General features: G+C 73.5%; 15 protein-coding genes, 1 pseudogene and 1 riboswitch. Of the genes and pseudogenes, 9 read left to right on the top strand and 7 right to left on the bottom strand.

What is annotated here, in order from left to right; all coding sequences use genetic code 11:
• The first annotated feature begins 38 nt into the window (after window positions 1-38).
• Both UO65_RS10980 and UO65_RS10975 read left to right on the top strand, forming a co-directional pair.
• Window positions 39-926: an AAA family ATPase gene (locus UO65_RS10980; protein ID WP_035281440.1), complete on the top strand. Its 888-nt coding sequence runs from the start codon at window positions 39-41 to the stop codon at window positions 924-926.
• On the top strand, window positions 923-2,278 hold the full coding sequence (locus UO65_RS10975) for a VWA domain-containing protein (protein WP_035281385.1): 1,356 nt from the start codon (window positions 923-925) through the stop codon (window positions 2,276-2,278). Before UO65_RS10980 ends, UO65_RS10975 begins: the two co-directional genes overlap by 4 nt.
• Before the next feature lie 9 nt (window positions 2,279-2,287).
• On the opposite strand, the gene UO65_RS10970 is transcribed toward UO65_RS10975, so the two are convergent.
• The 7 genes from UO65_RS10970 to UO65_RS10940 form a co-directional block, all read right to left on the bottom strand.
• A complete protein-coding gene (locus UO65_RS10970; RefSeq protein ID WP_035281437.1) occupies window positions 2,288-2,602 on the bottom strand; it encodes a DMT family transporter in 315 nt (104 codons plus the stop codon).
• Between the two features lie 11 nt (window positions 2,603-2,613).
• A riboswitch (guanidine-III (ykkC-III) riboswitch) is annotated at window positions 2,614-2,682 on the bottom strand.
• A 116-nt stretch (window positions 2,683-2,798) separates the two neighbouring features.
• On the bottom strand, window positions 2,799-3,671 hold the full coding sequence (locus UO65_RS10965) for an aminoglycoside phosphotransferase family protein (protein ID WP_035281383.1): 873 nt from the start codon (window positions 3,669-3,671) through the stop codon (window positions 2,799-2,801).
• Window positions 3,672-3,907: 236 nt separating this feature from the next.
• Entirely contained in the window at window positions 3,908-4,552 is a 645-nt protein-coding gene (locus UO65_RS10960; RefSeq protein WP_052021008.1) for a hypothetical protein, read from the bottom strand.
• A 59-nt stretch (window positions 4,553-4,611) separates the two neighbouring features.
• Window positions 4,612-5,583 carry an L-histidine N(alpha)-methyltransferase gene (gene egtD / locus UO65_RS10955; protein ID WP_035281381.1) on the bottom strand — a complete coding sequence of 324 codons (972 nt, stop codon included), beginning with the start codon at window positions 5,581-5,583 and terminating at the stop codon, window positions 4,612-4,614.
• Window positions 5,584-5,595: 12 nt separating this feature from the next.
• Window positions 5,596-6,348 carry an ergothioneine biosynthesis protein EgtC gene (gene egtC, locus UO65_RS10950; protein WP_035281379.1) on the bottom strand — a complete coding sequence of 251 codons (753 nt, stop codon included), beginning with the start codon at window positions 6,346-6,348 and terminating at the stop codon, window positions 5,596-5,598.
• A 3-nt stretch (window positions 6,349-6,351) separates the two neighbouring features.
• Window positions 6,352-7,683 carry an ergothioneine biosynthesis protein EgtB gene (gene egtB / locus UO65_RS10945; protein ID WP_035281376.1) on the bottom strand — a complete coding sequence of 444 codons (1,332 nt, stop codon included), beginning with the start codon at window positions 7,681-7,683 and terminating at the stop codon, window positions 6,352-6,354.
• A gap of 4 nt (window positions 7,684-7,687) precedes the next feature.
• The gene (locus UO65_RS10940) at window positions 7,688-8,908 is read right to left on the bottom strand and encodes a glutamate-cysteine ligase family protein (protein ID WP_052021007.1); all 1,221 of its coding nucleotides are present in this window, start codon (window positions 8,906-8,908) and stop codon (window positions 7,688-7,690) included.
• Between the two features lie 181 nt (window positions 8,909-9,089).
• Between UO65_RS10940 and UO65_RS36690 the strand changes: the two genes are divergently transcribed.
• The 7 genes and pseudogenes from UO65_RS36690 to rnhA form a co-directional block, all read left to right on the top strand.
• Window positions 9,090-9,683, top strand: a complete 594-nt coding sequence (locus UO65_RS36690) for a TetR/AcrR family transcriptional regulator (RefSeq protein WP_035281372.1) — start codon at window positions 9,090-9,092, stop codon at window positions 9,681-9,683.
• 26 nt (window positions 9,684-9,709) lie between these two features.
• Window positions 9,710-10,912 (top strand): MFS transporter, encoded by a 1,203-nt coding sequence (locus UO65_RS10930; protein ID WP_052021006.1) that lies wholly within the window; start codon window positions 9,710-9,712, stop codon window positions 10,910-10,912.
• A gap of 4 nt (window positions 10,913-10,916) precedes the next feature.
• The gene (locus tag UO65_RS10925) at window positions 10,917-11,471 is read left to right on the top strand and encodes a TIGR03086 family metal-binding protein (RefSeq protein WP_035281429.1); all 555 of its coding nucleotides are present in this window, start codon (window positions 10,917-10,919) and stop codon (window positions 11,469-11,471) included.
• A gap of 199 nt (window positions 11,472-11,670) precedes the next feature.
• Window positions 11,671-12,999: a hemolysin family protein gene (locus tag UO65_RS10920; RefSeq protein WP_052021005.1), complete on the top strand. Its 1,329-nt coding sequence runs from the start codon at window positions 11,671-11,673 to the stop codon at window positions 12,997-12,999.
• A 64-nt stretch (window positions 13,000-13,063) separates the two neighbouring features.
• Window positions 13,064-14,113, top strand: coding sequence for a hemolysin family protein (locus UO65_RS10915; RefSeq protein ID WP_035281370.1), 1,050 nt, complete (start codon window positions 13,064-13,066; stop codon window positions 14,111-14,113).
• Window position 14,114: 1 nt separating this feature from the next.
• Complete coding sequence (locus UO65_RS10910; RefSeq protein ID WP_035281368.1) at window positions 14,115-14,978, top strand: hypothetical protein; 864 nt, start codon at window positions 14,115-14,117, stop codon at window positions 14,976-14,978.
• Window positions 14,979-15,029: 51 nt separating this feature from the next.
• Window positions 15,030-15,491: pseudogene (gene rnhA / locus UO65_RS38020) on the top strand (ribonuclease HI); the annotation flags it as partial.
• Window positions 15,492-15,908 lie beyond the last annotated feature (417 nt).

Genomic DNA, 15,908 nt, shown 5'->3' with positions numbered 1-15,908 from the left:
CACCGCGCCCGCCGTCGGCGCAGTACCGTGACCGGGTGATCGGAACCGGATACTTCGCCTCGGTCGACGAGGTGGTCGAGCGGCTGGCCGAGCAGGGCTACCTGGCCTCGGCCCCGGTCGCCACCACGGTGTTCCTCGCCGACCGGCTGGGGCGACCGCTGCTGGTCGAGGGCCCGGCGGGCGTCGGCAAGACCGAGCTGGCCAGGGCGGTGTCGGCGGCAACGGGCTCGCGACTGGTCCGCCTCCAGTGCTACGAGGGCGTCGACGAGTCGCGGGCCCTGTACGAGTGGAACCACGCCAAGCAACTGCTGCGCATCACCGCGGGCCGCGACGAGGGCTGGGACCGGGCGCGGGCGGACATCTTCACCGAGGAGTACCTGCTCTCCCGCCCCCTGCTGACCGCCATCTCCGGCGACGAGCCCACGGTGCTGCTGGTGGACGAGGTGGACAAGGCCGACGTGGAGATCGAGGGCCTGCTGCTGGAGGTGCTGGGCGACTTCCAGGTGACGGTCCCGGAACTGGGCACCATCGTGGCCAAGCGCCGCCCGTTCACCGTGCTGACCTCCAACGCCACCCGCGACCTGTCCGACGCGCTGCGGCGGCGCTGCCTGTTCCTGCACATCGACTTCCCCGAGCCCGAACTGGAGCGGCGGATCGTGCGGGCCAAGGTGCCCGGCGTCGACGAGGCGCTGACCGCGTCGGTGGTGGCCGTGGTCGGCGCGCTGCGGGCGATGGACCTGCGCAAGGCCCCCTCGGTCGCCGAGGCGGTCGACTGGGCCCGCACGCTGCTCGCCCTGGGCGCCGACACCCTCGACGAGGAGGTGGTGCGGGCCAGCCTCGGGGTGATCGTCAAGCACCAGGACGACATCACCCGCGTCCGCGACCGCCTCCGCCTGGACGAGGCCCTGGACGGCGCGGCGTCATGACCGGCGCGGGCCTGCCGGAGCGGCTGGTGGAGCTGGTCACCGCCCTGCGCGGGCACGGCGTCACGGCGGGCCCCAGCGAGACCGTCGACGCGGCGGCGGTCGCCGAGGTCCTGGGCCTGGCCGACCGGGAACGCCTGCGCGAGGGCCTGGCGGCGGCCCTGCTGCGCCGCGCCGGGCAGCGCCCGGTCTTCGACGCGGTGTTCGACGTGTGCTTCCCCCTGGGCGTCGGCGTGCCGGAGGGCGCCCGCGAACGGGACCGGGACCTCGACGACCTGCGCGCCGAACTCGTCGCCGCCCTCGCCGCCGAGGACGCGGGCGGCCTGGCCAGGCTCGCGGGCATCGCGGTCGAGGCGTTCGGCCGGTACGGCAGCGGCTCGGGCGGCGGCTTCTCCGCCTACGAGGCCCTGGAGAAGGTCCGCCCGCAGACCCTGCTGGTGCGCGTCCTCGCCGAAACCGGCGGCGGGCGCGGCGACTTCACCGACCGCCTCGAACGCGACGAGGTGCGCCGCCGGATCGAGGCGTTCCGCGCGGCGGTCCGCACCGAGGCCCGGCGGCGCACGGCGGAGGCGCGCGGCAGGCAGCGGGTGCTGGAGCACGCCGTGGCCCCGTCGGCGGACGGGGTGGACTTCCTGGTCGCCAACCGCGAACAGCTCGCCGAGCTGCGCCGCACCATCCACCCGCTCTCGCGCAGGCTGGCCACCCGCCTCGCCGCCCGCAGGCGCCGCGCCAACCGGGGCCACATCGACATCCGCCGCACGCTGCGCCGCTCCCTGTCCACCGGCGGCGTCCCCCTGCGCCCGGCGTACCGGCGGCGCAGGCCGGGCCGCCCGGAGATCGTGCTCGTGTGCGACATGTCCGGCTCGGTGGCGGGCTTCGCCGACTTCACCATGCTCCTGGTCCAGGCCCTGCGCGACCAGTTCAGCAGGGTCCGCGTGTTCGGCTTCATCGACACGGTGGACGAGATCACCCACCTGGTCCACACCGGAGCCGCCGACCCGGAGGGCCTCAGCGCCCGCATCCACGCCGAGGCCACCCTGTCCACCTGGGACGGCCACAGCGACTACGGCCGGGCCTTCCGCCACTTCACCGAACGCCACGCGGAAGCCATCACCGCCAAGACCTCCCTGCTCATCCTGGGCGACGGCCGCACCAACGGCGGCGACCCGAACCTGGAAGCCCTGCGCGCCATGGTCTCCCCCGCCCGCCACGCCCACTGGCTCAACCCGGAACGCCGAGCCCTCTGGGCGGGCGGCGACTCGGAGGCGGACCGGTACGCGGAGGTGGTCCCCATGCACGAGTGCCGCAACACCCGCCAACTCACCACCCTGGTCGGCCGCCTCCTCCCCACCTGACCCCGGGGTTCAGTGCAGCACCTTCAACCCGATGACACAGCCCACGATCCCCACCAGCAGGAGGACCTTGGCCAGTGACACGGCCTCCGACCCCGACCACATCCCGTAGGCGACGGTGAGCGACGCCCCGATGCCCACCCACACCGCGTAGGCGGTCCCCACCGGCAACTCCCGCATGGCGAAGGCCAACCCGCCCATGCTCGCCACGATCGCCACCCCGAACACCAGCGAGGGCGTCAGCCGGGTGAACCCCTCGGACTTGCCCAACGCCGTGGCCCACACGGCTTCCAGGACACCGGACACAACAAGAACAAGCCAGGACACGATCCGCTCCCCGAGCGCCGTCTTGTCGCTGACCGGGTACGGCACCCACTCGTCCGGGGACCCCGTTGACGGGGTACCACCCCCATCGTGGCACACCGCGAACACCGGCAGCCCACCGCTTGACGAAGCTCACCGGATCGATCGACAACCGGCTCCGCACCAACACCTGTCAGGACGGTGCCCCCGCCCGGGGCGGTCAGCGGGCCAGCGCGAGCAGTTCGTCCACCGCCCGCCCCGATCCGCCCCGGAGCAGCACGGAAACGGCGGTCGCCGCCGCGACCAGCCTGCACCAGGTGTACAGCCGGTCGACGTCGATCCGGGCGGCGGTGGAGAGCGCGCGCAACCGGTACTCGACGCCGTCGCGCCTGCCCGCCCCGGCCAACACGTAGTCGACCGCGTCCCAGCACCGGTCGCCGACGCACACCTTCGGGTCGATGGCCACCAGGCCGCGCGAACCGCCGTCGAGCACGTTGCCCAGGTGCAGGTCGCCGTGCAGCAGCGCCGAAGGCCACGGCGGGGCGAACAGGTCGTCCAACCCGTCCAGCGCCCGCTCGAAGTCATCCCGCCGCAACCCCGAGTCGGCGAGCGCCGGTTCTCCGAGCCTGCTGATGCCGTGCCGGAGGAACTGCTCGGTGCGCAGCCGCACGTCATCCGGAACCCCATCCGGCGGCTCAACGGCGTGCAGGTCGAGCAGCAGCGCGGCGTACTCCTCCGGCGCGGGCTGCCGCCGCAGGTCCGCGACCTCGGTCCCCGGCCGCACGGCCTCCAGCAGCAACGCCCCCGGCGCCTCCGCCAACAGGACGGGCATCCGGCCACTGGGCTCGAACAGCCGCAACATCTCCGCCTGCGCCGCAAGGAAAGGCCCATCGGGACTGAGCTTGAGCACAGCGGCCCGACCGCCTACGGTGGCGCGGACCGCGACCGAGGAGGCCCCGCTGTCGAACGGCTCACCGACCTCCAGCCGCCACCGCCGCGCGCACTCCGCCACCAGCGCGGGCAGAGTGGCCACCCACTCGGCAGCACCGGGCCCGAACCGCCGCACCAACTTGGCGGTGATCGCGTCAGTCATGCCCGAACGCTATCCGGACCCACCGCACCCGTCCCGCGAATTCCGCCCACCCAGCCCCGCACGACGACCACCGCCCACCCCGAACCCCACCGGCGCAGCCGCCGACCACCCCGCCAACCGCCGGCCCGGCAACCCACCCACCCGGGCACCAACGACAAAACCCTCGAAGCACACGGCCAAGCGCATCCAGCCAGGCGCCCCAGCGACAAAATCCCGGGCCTTCAAGCCAATATCCCCTACCCCCGAGGCAAGCAGGAGATGAGCGTGGCCAAGGACCCCAGCACCTCCAACACCTTCTGCGAGTTCGCACCCCCCAGGTAAGCGTTCTCCGCGTGCACCAGATCCCTCCCCACCAACGCCCACGTACCCAACCGGGCCTCCCGCACCAGCGACACCACCTGCGGCGTCAGCACGTACCCCGCCACCCGGGGGTCAGTCGCCACCAACCGGTGCCGCCGGTTGAACTTGCGGTCGGCGGTGACGGGGTGCGGGTATTGGCCGGTGTCGAAGTAGACCTGGTCCCGGGAGGTGATGTGGAAGAAGGGCATGGGGGCGGGCAGGGTCAGCACCCACACCGTGTCGGTGGCGAAGCGGTCGTGTTCGTTGAGGGTGATGCCGAGGGCCTGCTTCTCCAGGACCGTGCTGCGGTGGAAGAACTCGAAGGCCGTGAACGGGGTGCCGTGGAAGGCGCCCGCCACCGACCCGTACGCCAGGCGCATGTCGCCGCGCTGGGTGAAGGGGAGGACGGGCCAGCGGTCGAGGAGCCACGGGGCCCGGTCGGCGAACTGCCAGCCGTGGGCTCGGGCCAGTTCGGCCCTGGCGCGGTTGGTGGCGTTGATGCCGGGCATGCGCGACCACGCGCGCCTGCTGTCGAATTCCATGGATTCCCCCGTCCCCGGTACCCAGGATAGGGGCACCGGGGACGGCGGGGCGGGAGGGGTCAGTCGGCTTGGGCGAGGGAGAGCGCGAAGCGGGCTTCGGGGTCGGTCCACCACTCGGCGAGGGCGAAACCGGCCGCGCCGAGTTCGGTGGCGACGCCTTCGCGGCGGAACTTGGCGGAGATCTCCGTGCGCACCTCCTCCCCCTCGGCGAACTCGACGGTCAGGTCCAGGGCCGGGATCGCCACCGACTGGGCGGTGCGGGCCCGCAGGCGCATCTCGATCCACTCGTCCTCGGCGTTCCACCGGGAGAGGTGGTCGAAGGCGGTCACGTCGAAGTCCGCGCCCAGTTCGCGGTTGAGCACGTGCAGGACGTTGCGGTTGAACTCCGCTGTGACGCCCTGGGCGTCGTCGTAGGCGGCTTCCAGGGTTTCGCGGTCCTTCACCAGGTCGGTGCCCAGCAGCAGCCATTCGCCCGGTTTGAGGGTGTCGCGCACGGCGGTCAGGAAGTGGGCGCGTTCGGCGGGCAGGAAGTTGCCGATGGTGCCGCCGAGGAACGCGACCAGGCGGGTGGGGTCGCCGGGGAGCAGTGACAGGTGTTCGGTGAAGTCGCCGACGACGCCGTGCACGGGGGTGTCGGGGTACTCGGCGGCCAGGTCGGCGGCGGCCTCGCGCAGTGCGGTCTCGGAGACGTCGAGGGTGACGATCTGGCCAAGGGAACCCGCGTCGCGCAGGGCGTCGAGGAGGAGGCGGGTCTTCTCCGAGGAGCCGGAGCCCAGTTCGACGAGGGTGTTGGCGCCGGTCACCCCGGCGATGTCGGCGGCGCGCTCGGCGAGGATGGCGCGCTCGGCCCTGGTCGGGTAGTACTCGGGCAGGCGGGTGATCTCCTCGAACAGTTCGCTGCCGCGCGCGTCGTAGAACCACTTGGGGGGCAGGGTCTTCGGGTTCGCGGTGAGGCCCGCGCGGGCGTCGGCGGCCAGGGAGCGGGCGGCGTGGTCCTCGGGGAGGTGGACGTCGAAGGACGGCTGTGGCATGGGTGGGTCTCCTTATCGGGTGCCCAGCGCGCTGACCCGCACGCGGGGGGTGGGACCGAGGTCGGCGAGGACGAGCTGCCGGTCGTCGACCGGGGTCCACCGGGGGTCGTCGTCCCACGGCTCGGAGGCCAGGACGACGTGGTCCGCGGTCGTGTGCACCGACAGCGAGTGCCACCAGGTGGTGGCGGCGAGCGTCGTGCCGTCGGTGAGCAGCAGGTTGAGGCGGGAGTCGGGGGCGCGGTCGGCGACCGCGAGCACCACCTCGGCGAGGGCGTCCCCCGGTGGGGCGCCCGCACGCAAGCGGTTGCGCACCAGGGCCCACAGCACGGCGCTGTCGGTCGGCGCGTCGAGGGTCATCAGGTCGGTGGTGGGCAGGGTGGCGGCGAGGTCGGCGACGCTGCCCGGCCAGCCGCGCACCACCCCGTTGTGGCTGAACAGCCAGCGCCCCTCGGCGAACGGCGCGCACGCGGTCTCCACGACCGGCATGCCCACCGTCGCCGAGCGGGCGGCGGCCAGGACCGCCCCGCTGCTGACCGAGGCGGCCAGCGCGGCGAACGATGGGTCCGTCCACATCGGAACGGCCCGCCGGTAGCGCACCGGCTCCCCCGGCCCGGTGTACCAGCCGACGCCGAAGCCGTCGGCGTTCACCGTGCCCCCGCCGCGCATGTCGGCGGGGGCCCAGGTTTGCGTGAGCAGCCCGCGCGGGCCGCCCAGCAGGCTGGAAACGGGCACGGCGGGGCCCAGGTACCCCAGGTGGCGGCACATCGCTCAGCGGACCTCGTCCGGTCGCGCGTCGCGGGCGAGCCGGAACCCGGCGAAGATCTGCCGCCGGATGGGGTGGTCCCAGTTGCGGAACGTGCCGCGCACCGCCGAGGCGTCCGTGCCGAAGGAGCCGCCGCGCAGCATCTTGTAGTCCCCGCCGAAGAACACCTCGGAGTACTCCCGGTACGGGAACGCGGCGAAGCCCGGGTACGGCCGCAGGTCCGAGTCGCACCACTCCCACACGTCGCCCATGAGCTGGCGCACCCCCAGCGCGGAGGCGCCCGCCGGGTACGAGCCGACCGGGGCCGGGCGCAGGTGGCGCTGCCCGAGGTTGGCGTGCTCGGGGCCGGGGTCCTCGTCGCCCCACGGCCACCGGCGGGAGCGGCCGGTGGCCGGGTCGAAGCGGGCCGCCTTCTCCCACTCCACCTCGGTCGGCAGCCGCTTGCCAGCCCAGTTCGCGTACGCCTGCGCCTCGTGGAAGCAGACGTGCACCACCGGCTCGTCGAGCGGGACCTGTTCCACCACACCGAATCGGGTTCGGTGCCAGCCCGCCGGACCGCGCTCCCAGAAGCGCGGCGCCACCAGGTTCGCCCCCTGCCGGTGCGCCCAGCCGACCTCGCTCCACCAGCGCGGGTCGTCGTAGCCGCCCGCGTCGATGAACGCCAGGTACTCGCCATTGCTCACCGGCACGGTGTCGATGAAGAACGCGTCGACGTGCGCGGCGTGCGCGGGCCGCTCGTTGTCCAGCGCCCACGGCTCGGTGGAGGTGCCCATGGTGAACTCCCCGCCGGGCACCAGGACCTCGCGCGCGGGCAGCGGTTCGGCCGCCCGGGGCGGGTCCTCCGCGTGCAGCACCGGGGTTCCGGTGCGCAACTGGTGGGTGGCGAGCATGGTCTCGTCGTGCTGCTGCTCGTGCTGCACGATCATGCCGAAGGCGAACCCGTCCTGGACCAGCCTGCGCCCCTCCAGCGGGGTGCGCTCCAGCACGTCGAACACCTTCTCCCGCACCTCGCGGACATAGGTGCGGGCCTCGCGCGGCTTGAGCAGCGGCAGCGCGGGGCGGTCGGCGCGGGCGTGCTGGAACGCGTCGTAGAGCTCGTCGATGTCGCTGCGCACCGGGTCGCGGCCGCCGACGTCGCGGACGAGCCAGAGTTCTTCCTGGTTGCCGATGTGGGCCAGGTCCCACACCAGCGGGGACATCAGCCTGGAGTGCTGGCGGACGAGGTCGTCCTCGTCCACGGCGTCGGTCAGGGCGGTGCTGCGCGCACGCGAGCGGCGGAGCTGCTCGGCGACGCGCTCGCGGACCTGCTCGGCGGTCAGGTTCTCGGTGGTGGTCACGTCTCTACCTCCCGTTCGTGGCTGTGCGGTCGAGGAGCCCGCTCAACCGGGCGACCACGTCCGCGTGCTCGGCCGGGCCCAGGTCGAGCCGGTCGAGCACGGGCAGGCCCAGTTCGAGCACCCGGCGCGCGGCGGCGGCGGTCGGCCGGTCGGCGAGGCCGAGCCGGGCGGCGGGCAGCCACCGGTCGGCGGCGGGTGCGCAGGCGTCGACGACCGCGTCGACGGTGCCGGGGTCGGCCAGCAGCGCGGTGAGCAGCGCCGCGGGGGCGACCCAGTCCGCGCCGTCCTGGGCGTCGAGGTAGCGCACCTCGAGGTACCCGTGCGGGCGGACCGGCGGGAACAGGCTGGACAGGTGGTAGTCCAGGTCGTCCCGGGTGGGCGGTTCGGGCAGGGCGCCCGCGATCCAGTCGGCGAACGTGACGCCCGGTGGGGCGCCCCAGTCCGAGCCCGGTCTGCGGAGGAACAGCAGCTCGGTGTCCAGCACGTGCCGGGCCCAGTCCGCGGCCGGGTCGTCGCTGACCGGCAGGGGCAGTGACCGGCACGGGTCCACGCCGAGGACGGTGCGGGTGCGCGCCGAGTGCCACCCCGGGGCGGGCGAGTTGCCGAACAGGGCCACGCACACCGGGCCGAGCGAGCTGACCGCGGCGAACCGGGCGGCCACCGCGGACTGCTCACCGACGTCCACGCAGACCTGCAGGCCCGCGGTGGCGCACATCATCGTGAGCCCGTCCGGGCCGATCGGGTCGAAGGCCCGCTCCATGGCCGCGTACCTGGGGGTGTCCAGGACGCGGCGCGGTGACCGGTGCCGGTCCAGGCCCCGGGTGCCCAGGACCAGGCCGACGTCGGCGAGGAGGGAGGTGAGGTGGGAAGTGTCCGCGTTGACCGCTTCGAGCAGGAGCCCGAGGGAGGGTGCGGGGAGGGAGGAGATCTCCACTTGGCCGCCGGGCTCGATGGTGAGCGGTGAACCGGCCGGGAGGGGGAACTGGGGGCTGTCGGCGCGCAGCGTGCGCGGCGCGTGCGGGCCGAGGGCGGCGGCGAGGCGGTCGGGGTCGAGCCTGCGCCCGGGATCGTCGCGGTCGTGGACGGTCCACTCGAGCTCGACGCCGAGCAGTCTCGGCGGCCCGTGCTTGAAGCAGACCGAGGCGACGTAGGCCTCGGCCTCCACGCGGGCGCGCAGCCGACGGCGGTCCGGCTCCACGACACCCGCTTCCTGGGTGGTGGTCAAGAACGATCATCCCCTTTCACCGCACGGGTTCCGGTGCGGCCCCCCGGTCGGGGACCGGCGCGATCGACGCTACACGCGGGTACCGACAACCGCAGTGGTCCGACTGGGCCGACCGGGTGGCCTCGATCGCAAAACGTACGTACGGATTGCTTGAGCCCGGGGGAAATGTCACGATCGTCGGGTGCCCCGGGTGAGCCAGGACCATCTCGACGCGCGCAGGCGCCAGATCCTCGACGGCGCGCGCTCGTGCTTCGCGCGCTTCGGCTACGAGGGCGCGACCGTGCGCAGGTTGGAGGAGGCTACCGGACTTTCCCGGGGGGCGATCTTCCACCACTTCCGGGACAAGGAGTCGCTGTTCCTCGCGCTGGCCGAGGACGACGTGCTGCGGATGACCGACGTCGTCGCCGAACAGGGTTTGGTGCAGGTGATGCGCGAGCTGATCGCGCCCCCCGGCAGCACCGCCGCGGGCGAACGCCCGGCGGACTGGCTGGGCACCCGGTTGGAGGTGTCGCGGCGGCTGCGCACCGACCCCGAGTTCCGCGCCCGCTGGGCCGAGCGCTCCTCCCAGCTCACCGTCGCCACCCGCGAGCGGCTGCTGCGCCAGCGCGAGGCGGGCAACCTGCGCGACGACGTCGACGTGTCGGTGCTGACGTCGTTCCTGGAGCTGGTGCTGGAGGGCCTGGTGTCGCACCTGGCCATGGGCCTGCCCGCGGACGACATGGACCCGGTTCTCGACGTGGTCGAGGAGACCGTCCGCCGCCACCGCGGCCTGTAGCGCCCCGGCAGGACCACCGCGTGGGGATGAGCCGGTACGTGCTCGCGGCGACGGCCGCCCGGGTGGCCGACGAGATGGTCGGCGTCGCGCTGGTGCTGCTGGCCCTGGCCCGGACCGGCGACCCGGTGCTGGCCGGGCTGATGGTCACCGCGTACGCGTTCCCCTCCGTCGCCTCCGGACCGGTGCTGGGCGCGCTGCTCGACCGGTCGCCTCGGCGCACCATCGTGCTGGCGGGCAACGGGGTCCTGCTGGCGGTGACCTGCCTGGGGATCACCGCGGCGCTGGGCCGGGCGCCGGACGCGCTGCCGCTCGGGTTGGCCGCGATCACCGGGGTGGCGCTGCCGCTGACCAGCGGCGGCTACTCCAGCCTGGTGCCGCTGCTGGTCCCCGCCGACGGGCTGGCCAGGGCGAACTCGTGGGACGCGGCGTCCTTCGGCGGCGCCGCCCTGCTCGGCCCCGCACTCGCGGGCACGATCGCGGCCACCCTCGGCCCGACCGAGGCGATGTACGGGGTCGCGGTGCTGGCCGCGGTCGGCGCGGCGGTGACGCTGGCGCTGCCCCGGGTCGCCCGCGCCGCCGAGGACCGGCCGCACCTGCTCCGCGCGGTCCGCGACGGCCTGGTCCACCTGGCCACCACCCCGCCGCTGCGCGGGGCGACGCTGACCACCGCACTGGCTTCGGTGGCGGCGGGGGTGCTCAGCACCGCGTTCCCGCTGCGCGCCGCCGAGATCGGCGCGGGCGAGGCGGCGGGCGGGTACCTGTGGACGGCGCTGGAGGTCGGCTCGCTGCTGGCGGTGGCGCTGCTGGCCCGCAGGCTGCTCGCGGGCGACCGGCCCGAGCGCGTCGTCTTCGGCACCGCGGCCTGCTACGGCCTGGTCATGCTCGCCGTCCCGCTGGCGCCGAACCTGGTGGCCACGCTCGCGGTGGTCGCCCTGGCGGGCGTGGCGACCGGCGTCGGCCTCCCGGCGATCATGGCGACCCGGCAGCGGCACACCCCGGCCGGGCTGCTGGCCCAGGTGTCGGTCACCGGCGCCAGCGTCAAGATCGCCTGCTTCGCGGTGGGTGCGGCGGTGGGCGGCGGGCTGGTGCCCGCGACCGGCGCGGGCACGGCCATCGCGCTGGTCGCCGCCGGGCAGCTCGCGGCGGCGGGCGCGGGCGTCCTGGCCGCGCGGACCCGCGGGCAGGGGCCTGGGCGGAGTGGCGGGCGGAGTCGCGCTGCGCTGGACTGAGGGGGTGACCCACCTCGACACCGCCAGGGAGATCGCCGACCGCGCCGTCCACCAGGTGGTGGACTGGGACGCCCCGACGCCCTGTGCGGACTGGACGACCCGGGAACTGCTCAACCACCTGACCGCCGAACAGCTTTGGGTGCCGCACCTGCTGCGCGGCGAAACCGTCGACGACGTCGGCGACCGCTACGACGGCGACGTCCTGGGCGCCGACCCGGTCGCGACCTGGGAGCGGGCGAACGCGGGAGCGGCGCGGGCCTGGCGGGGCGTCCCGGACGACCGGACCGTGCACCTGTCCTCCGGCGACTCCCCCGCCGCCGAGTACCGCTGGCAGATGACCCTGGACCTGGCCGTGCACGGCTGGGACCTGGCCCGCGCGGCCGGTGTCGACCCCGGGGTCGACGACGGCCTGGCCGAGGCGCTGGTCGAGGAGTTCAGCGGGCAGGTCGAGCAGTGGCGGGGGCAGATCTTCGACACCGAGGTCGACGTCGCCGACGGCGCCCCGCCCACCGATCGCCTGGTCGCCCTGCTCGGCCGCGACCCGGGGTGGCGCCGATGAGCCCCCTGGGCGGGCCGCTGTGGTGAACGGATCTTCACAAATTGGCCGTAGACTGGGTGGGTTCAGAACAACCCGACACGAGGAGCACCTCTTCCGTGCGCAAGTCGTCCGCACGCGAGTCCGCATCACCCGGTCGCAGTAGCGGGCCGGGCGACGGGCCCGGCGACCATACCGACCCGGGAACCGAGCGGGGTGCTCGGTGATCGGCTTCCTGATCAGCGTCCTCGGCCTGCTGGCCGTCGTCGCCCTCACCCTCGGCACCGCGCTGTTCGTCGCCGCCGAGTTCTCCCTGACCACCCTTGAACGCAGCCAGGTCGACTCCCACGTCGAGCAGGTCGGCGACCGGCGCGCGGTGGCCATCGCCAAGGCGCACCGGACGCTGTCGTTCCAGCTCTCCGGCGCCCAACTGGGCATCACCATCACCACCCTGGTCACCGGGTACGTCGCCGAACCCGCCATCGCCAACCTGATCGAGCCGCCGCTGGCGTGGACCGGCCTGCCGGAGGGCGCGGTCGAGGCGGTCGCGATCGTCATCGCGCTGCTGGTGGCCACCGCGCTGTCGATGGTCTTCGGCGAGCTGGTGCCGAAGAACCTGGCCATCGCCAGGCCGCTGCCCACCGCGCGCGCCGTGGCCGGGATGCAGGCGGTGTTCTCCTCGGTGTTCCGCTGGTTGATCAACGGCCTGAACGGGTCGGCGAACTGGGTCGTGCGCAGGCTCGGCGTGGAGCCGCAGGAGGAGCTGCGCTCGGCCCGCTCGGCGCAGGAGCTGGGCGGCCTGGTCCGCTCCAGCGCCGCCTCCGGCACCATCGACACCGGCACGGCCACGCTGCTGAGCCGGTCGCTGCGCTTCGGCGACCGCACCGCCGACGAGCTGATGACCCCGCGCGTGCAGGTGCAGGCGCTGCGCGCGGACGCCACCGTGCTCGACTTGGTCGAGCTGGCCAGGGCGACCGGGCACTCCCGCTTCCCGGTGCACGGCGGCGACCTGGACGAGATCCGCGGCGTCGTGCACGTCAAGCAGGTGTTCAACGTGCCGTCCGCGGTGCGCGCGACCACCCGGGTGGCGTCGCTGGCCCGGCCGGTGCCGACCGTCCCGGAAACCCTCGACGGCGACGTGCTGCTGGAGCGGCTGCGCGGGTCGGGCCTGCAGGTGGCGGTGGTCGTCGACGAGTACGGCGGCACCGCGGGCCTGGTCACCCTGGAGGACCTGGTCGAGGAGATCATCGGCGACGTCCGCGACGAGCACGACCGCGGCGAGGTCAACCCGGTGCGCCCGCTGGGCCGGGAGAGCTGGATGGTGTCGGGCCTGCTGCGCGACGACGAGTTGGCCGACGCCACCGGGTTCCGGATGCCCGAGGGCGAGTACGAGACGGTCGCGGGCCTGGTGCTGAGCAGGCTGGGCCGCATCCCCGAGGTCAACGACGAGATCCGGCTGGACGGCTGGCGGATCACGGTCATGCGGATGGACCGGCACCGGATCGCCGAGCTGCGCGTGGCCCGGCTCCCCCGCCAGGGGGTGACCGCGTGAGCGACTCCCCCGCCCCGCCCGTCCCCGTCACCACCGCGCACCACGACCGGGTGGAGGCCCGCGCATGAGCGACTTCCTCGCCCTCTTCGCCACCCTCGTCCTGCTGCTGGGCAACGCGTTCTTCGTCGGTGCCGAATTCGCCATCATCACCGCGCGCCGCGACCGGCTGGAAGCGCTGGCCCGCGAGGGCGCCACCCGCGCCGGGGTCGCCGTCGAGGCCAGCCGGGAGCTGCCGCTGCTCATCGCCGGGGCGCAGTTGGGCATCACCGTGTGCTCGCTGGGGTTGGGCGCGCTCGCCGAGCCGACCATCGCCAGCCTGCTGGAGGGCCCGTTCGGCGCCCTCGGGCTGCCGGAGGCGGTGGTGCACGGGGTGTCGTTCGCCATCGCCCTGGGCGTGGTGGTCACCCTGCACACCGTGCTCGGCGAGATGGTGCCGAAGAACCTGGCCATCGCCGGGCCGGAGCGGGCGGCGATGGCCCTGGTGCCGGTCCACTTCGCCTTCTGCAAGCTGGTCCGCCCGCTGCTGTCGCTGTTCACCAAGGCGTCCACGGCGGTGCTGCGGCTGTTCAAGGTGGTCCCCAGGGACGAGCTGGAGAACGCCTACACCTCCGACGAACTGGCCACCCTCATCGCCGAGTCGCGCGCCGAGGGCCTGCTCGACGACTCCGAGCACCGCAGGCTGACCAACACCCTGAATTCGGCCGAGCGCACGGTGGCCGAGGTGCTGGTGCCGATGGACGAGATCAAGACGGTCCCGCACCCGCCCACCGTCGGCGAGGTGGAGGCGGCGGTGGCCGAGACCGGTTTCTCCCGGTTCCCGGTGCGGATGCCCGACGGCACGCTCAACGGCTACGTGCACGTCAAGGACCTGCTGGACCTGGTCGACGCCGCCCCGGACACCCGCCTGCCCTGGGCCCGGGTCCGCGGTCTGCCCGAGCTGCCCGCCGACTCCCACCTCGACGAGGCGCTGGCCGCCCTGCGCCGGGCGCAGAGCCACCTGGCGAAGGCGGTGTCGGCGGACCGTACGGTGCTCGGTGTCGTGGCACTGGAGGACCTGCTCGAGGAGTACGTGGGTGTCGTACGGGACGGGACGCACATCAGCAACGGCACCTGAGGTGCCCGAGGTGCTGGCGGAAGCCGACTGGCTGGAGCGCAGGGCGGCGCACGAGCGGCGGGTCCGACGGTGGACCGAACCGCACGTGCGCCGCCGCGCGCTCGGCGAGAAGCACCCGGTGCTGGATTTTCTCTTCACCTACTACTCGCACCGGCCCGCCCACCTGGAGCGCTGGCACCCGGGCGTCGGCGTCGCGTTGGCCGGGCCACGCGCCGAGGAGTACCTGCGGTGGAAGGCCTACCGGCGCACACCGCAGGGGGTCGCGGTCAGCACCGAACTGCCGGAGTCGCGGGTGCGCACCGCCGAGTTCGTCCGCGGCCTGCTGCGGGCCACGGCGTCCCGACCGCCCCGGTTGGCCTGCTTCGGCCTGCACGAGTGGGCCATGGTCTACCGCCAGCCCGAGGAGCAGGTTCGGCACGTGGGCTGGCCGCTACGGCTGGGTCCACAGGGCACGGACGCGGTGGTGGAGTCCCAGAAGGTCGTCTGCGGGCACTACGACGCCTTCCGGTTCTTCACCGAGCCGGCCCGGCCGCTGAACACCCTGTCGCCGTCGCGGGAGGGCCAACTGGCGATGGAGCAGCCCGGTTGCCTGCACGCGACCATGGATCTGTTCAAGTGGGCCTACAAGTTGGACCCGTACACGCCGTCGGAACTGGTGGCGGACTGCTTCGAACTGGCGCTGGAGGTGCGGGCGCTGGACATGCGGGCCAGCCCGTACGACCTGTCCGAGCTGGGCTACTCCCCCGTGCGCATCGAGACCGCCGAGGGCCGCAAGGACTACGCCGCCCTCCAGGCCGACTTCGCCCGCCGCGCGGCGCCGCTGCGCACCCGCCTCATCGAGGTCTGCGACAGGCTGCTCGGCTGAGCCTGTGGATGGATTCCCCCGGGCGTCCCGGGCTGCCGGTACGGTGCCGGTGTGGTTGAGAGCAACGTGGAGATCTACACCGACGGCGCGTGCATCCCGAACCCCGGACCGGGCGGGTGGGGCGCCGTGCTGCGCTTCGGCGGGCACGAACGGGAACTGTGCGGGGGCGAGGCGACGACGACCACCAACAACCGGATGGAGCTGACCGCGCCGATCCGGGCGCTGGAGAGCCTGACCCGGAAGGTGCCGGTGGCCATCTACACCGACAGCACCTACGTGCGGAACGGGATCACGCAGTGGGTGGCGGGGTGGCGCAAGCGCGGGTGGATGACCTCGACCAACACACCGGTGAAGAACGTCGACCTGTGGCAGCGGCTGGACGAGCTGGTGGGCGAGCACGAGGTCGAGTGGCACTGGGTGAAGGGGCACAGTGGACACCCGGAGAACGAGCGCGCGGACCGGTTGGCGCTCAAGGGGTTGCAGGGTGCCATGCGGGCGGCTGGGCTGCCGGTGGCGGAGGAGCGGCCTGCCGCTGTGGAGCGGAAGAAGCGGGAGCCTGGGCCGATCGGGGAGGGGGCCTGTCGGGCGGTGACGAAGAAGGGGACGCCGTGCCCGGTCACGCCTCGGCCTTCGGGGTTGTGCCACGTGCATGATCCGGCGGTCCAGTGTGGAGTGACCAAGCGGAATGGGGAGCCGTGTGCGATCGCCACCGGGGGCGGGAGGTGTGATTACCACCGTTGAGTCGTGGGGATTCGCGCTGGGGCCGTTCTTGAGCGTCCATCGGGCCTCGGAGTCCCGGGGTTTGGTGGTGCCCTGTTTGGAGCCCGGTCGTTTTGTGGGTGTGCCCTGTTTAAAGCTCGGTCGTTTGTTGGTGGTGCCCGGTTGTTTGTTGTGGGTGCCCGGCTGGGTGGATGTGTTTGGCCGGGGCCC

The organism is Actinokineospora spheciospongiae (assembly GCF_000564855.1).
Lineage (GTDB): Bacteria > Actinomycetota > Actinomycetes > Mycobacteriales > Pseudonocardiaceae > Actinokineospora > Actinokineospora spheciospongiae.
This window is presented reverse-complemented; position numbering and strand designations above follow the sequence as displayed.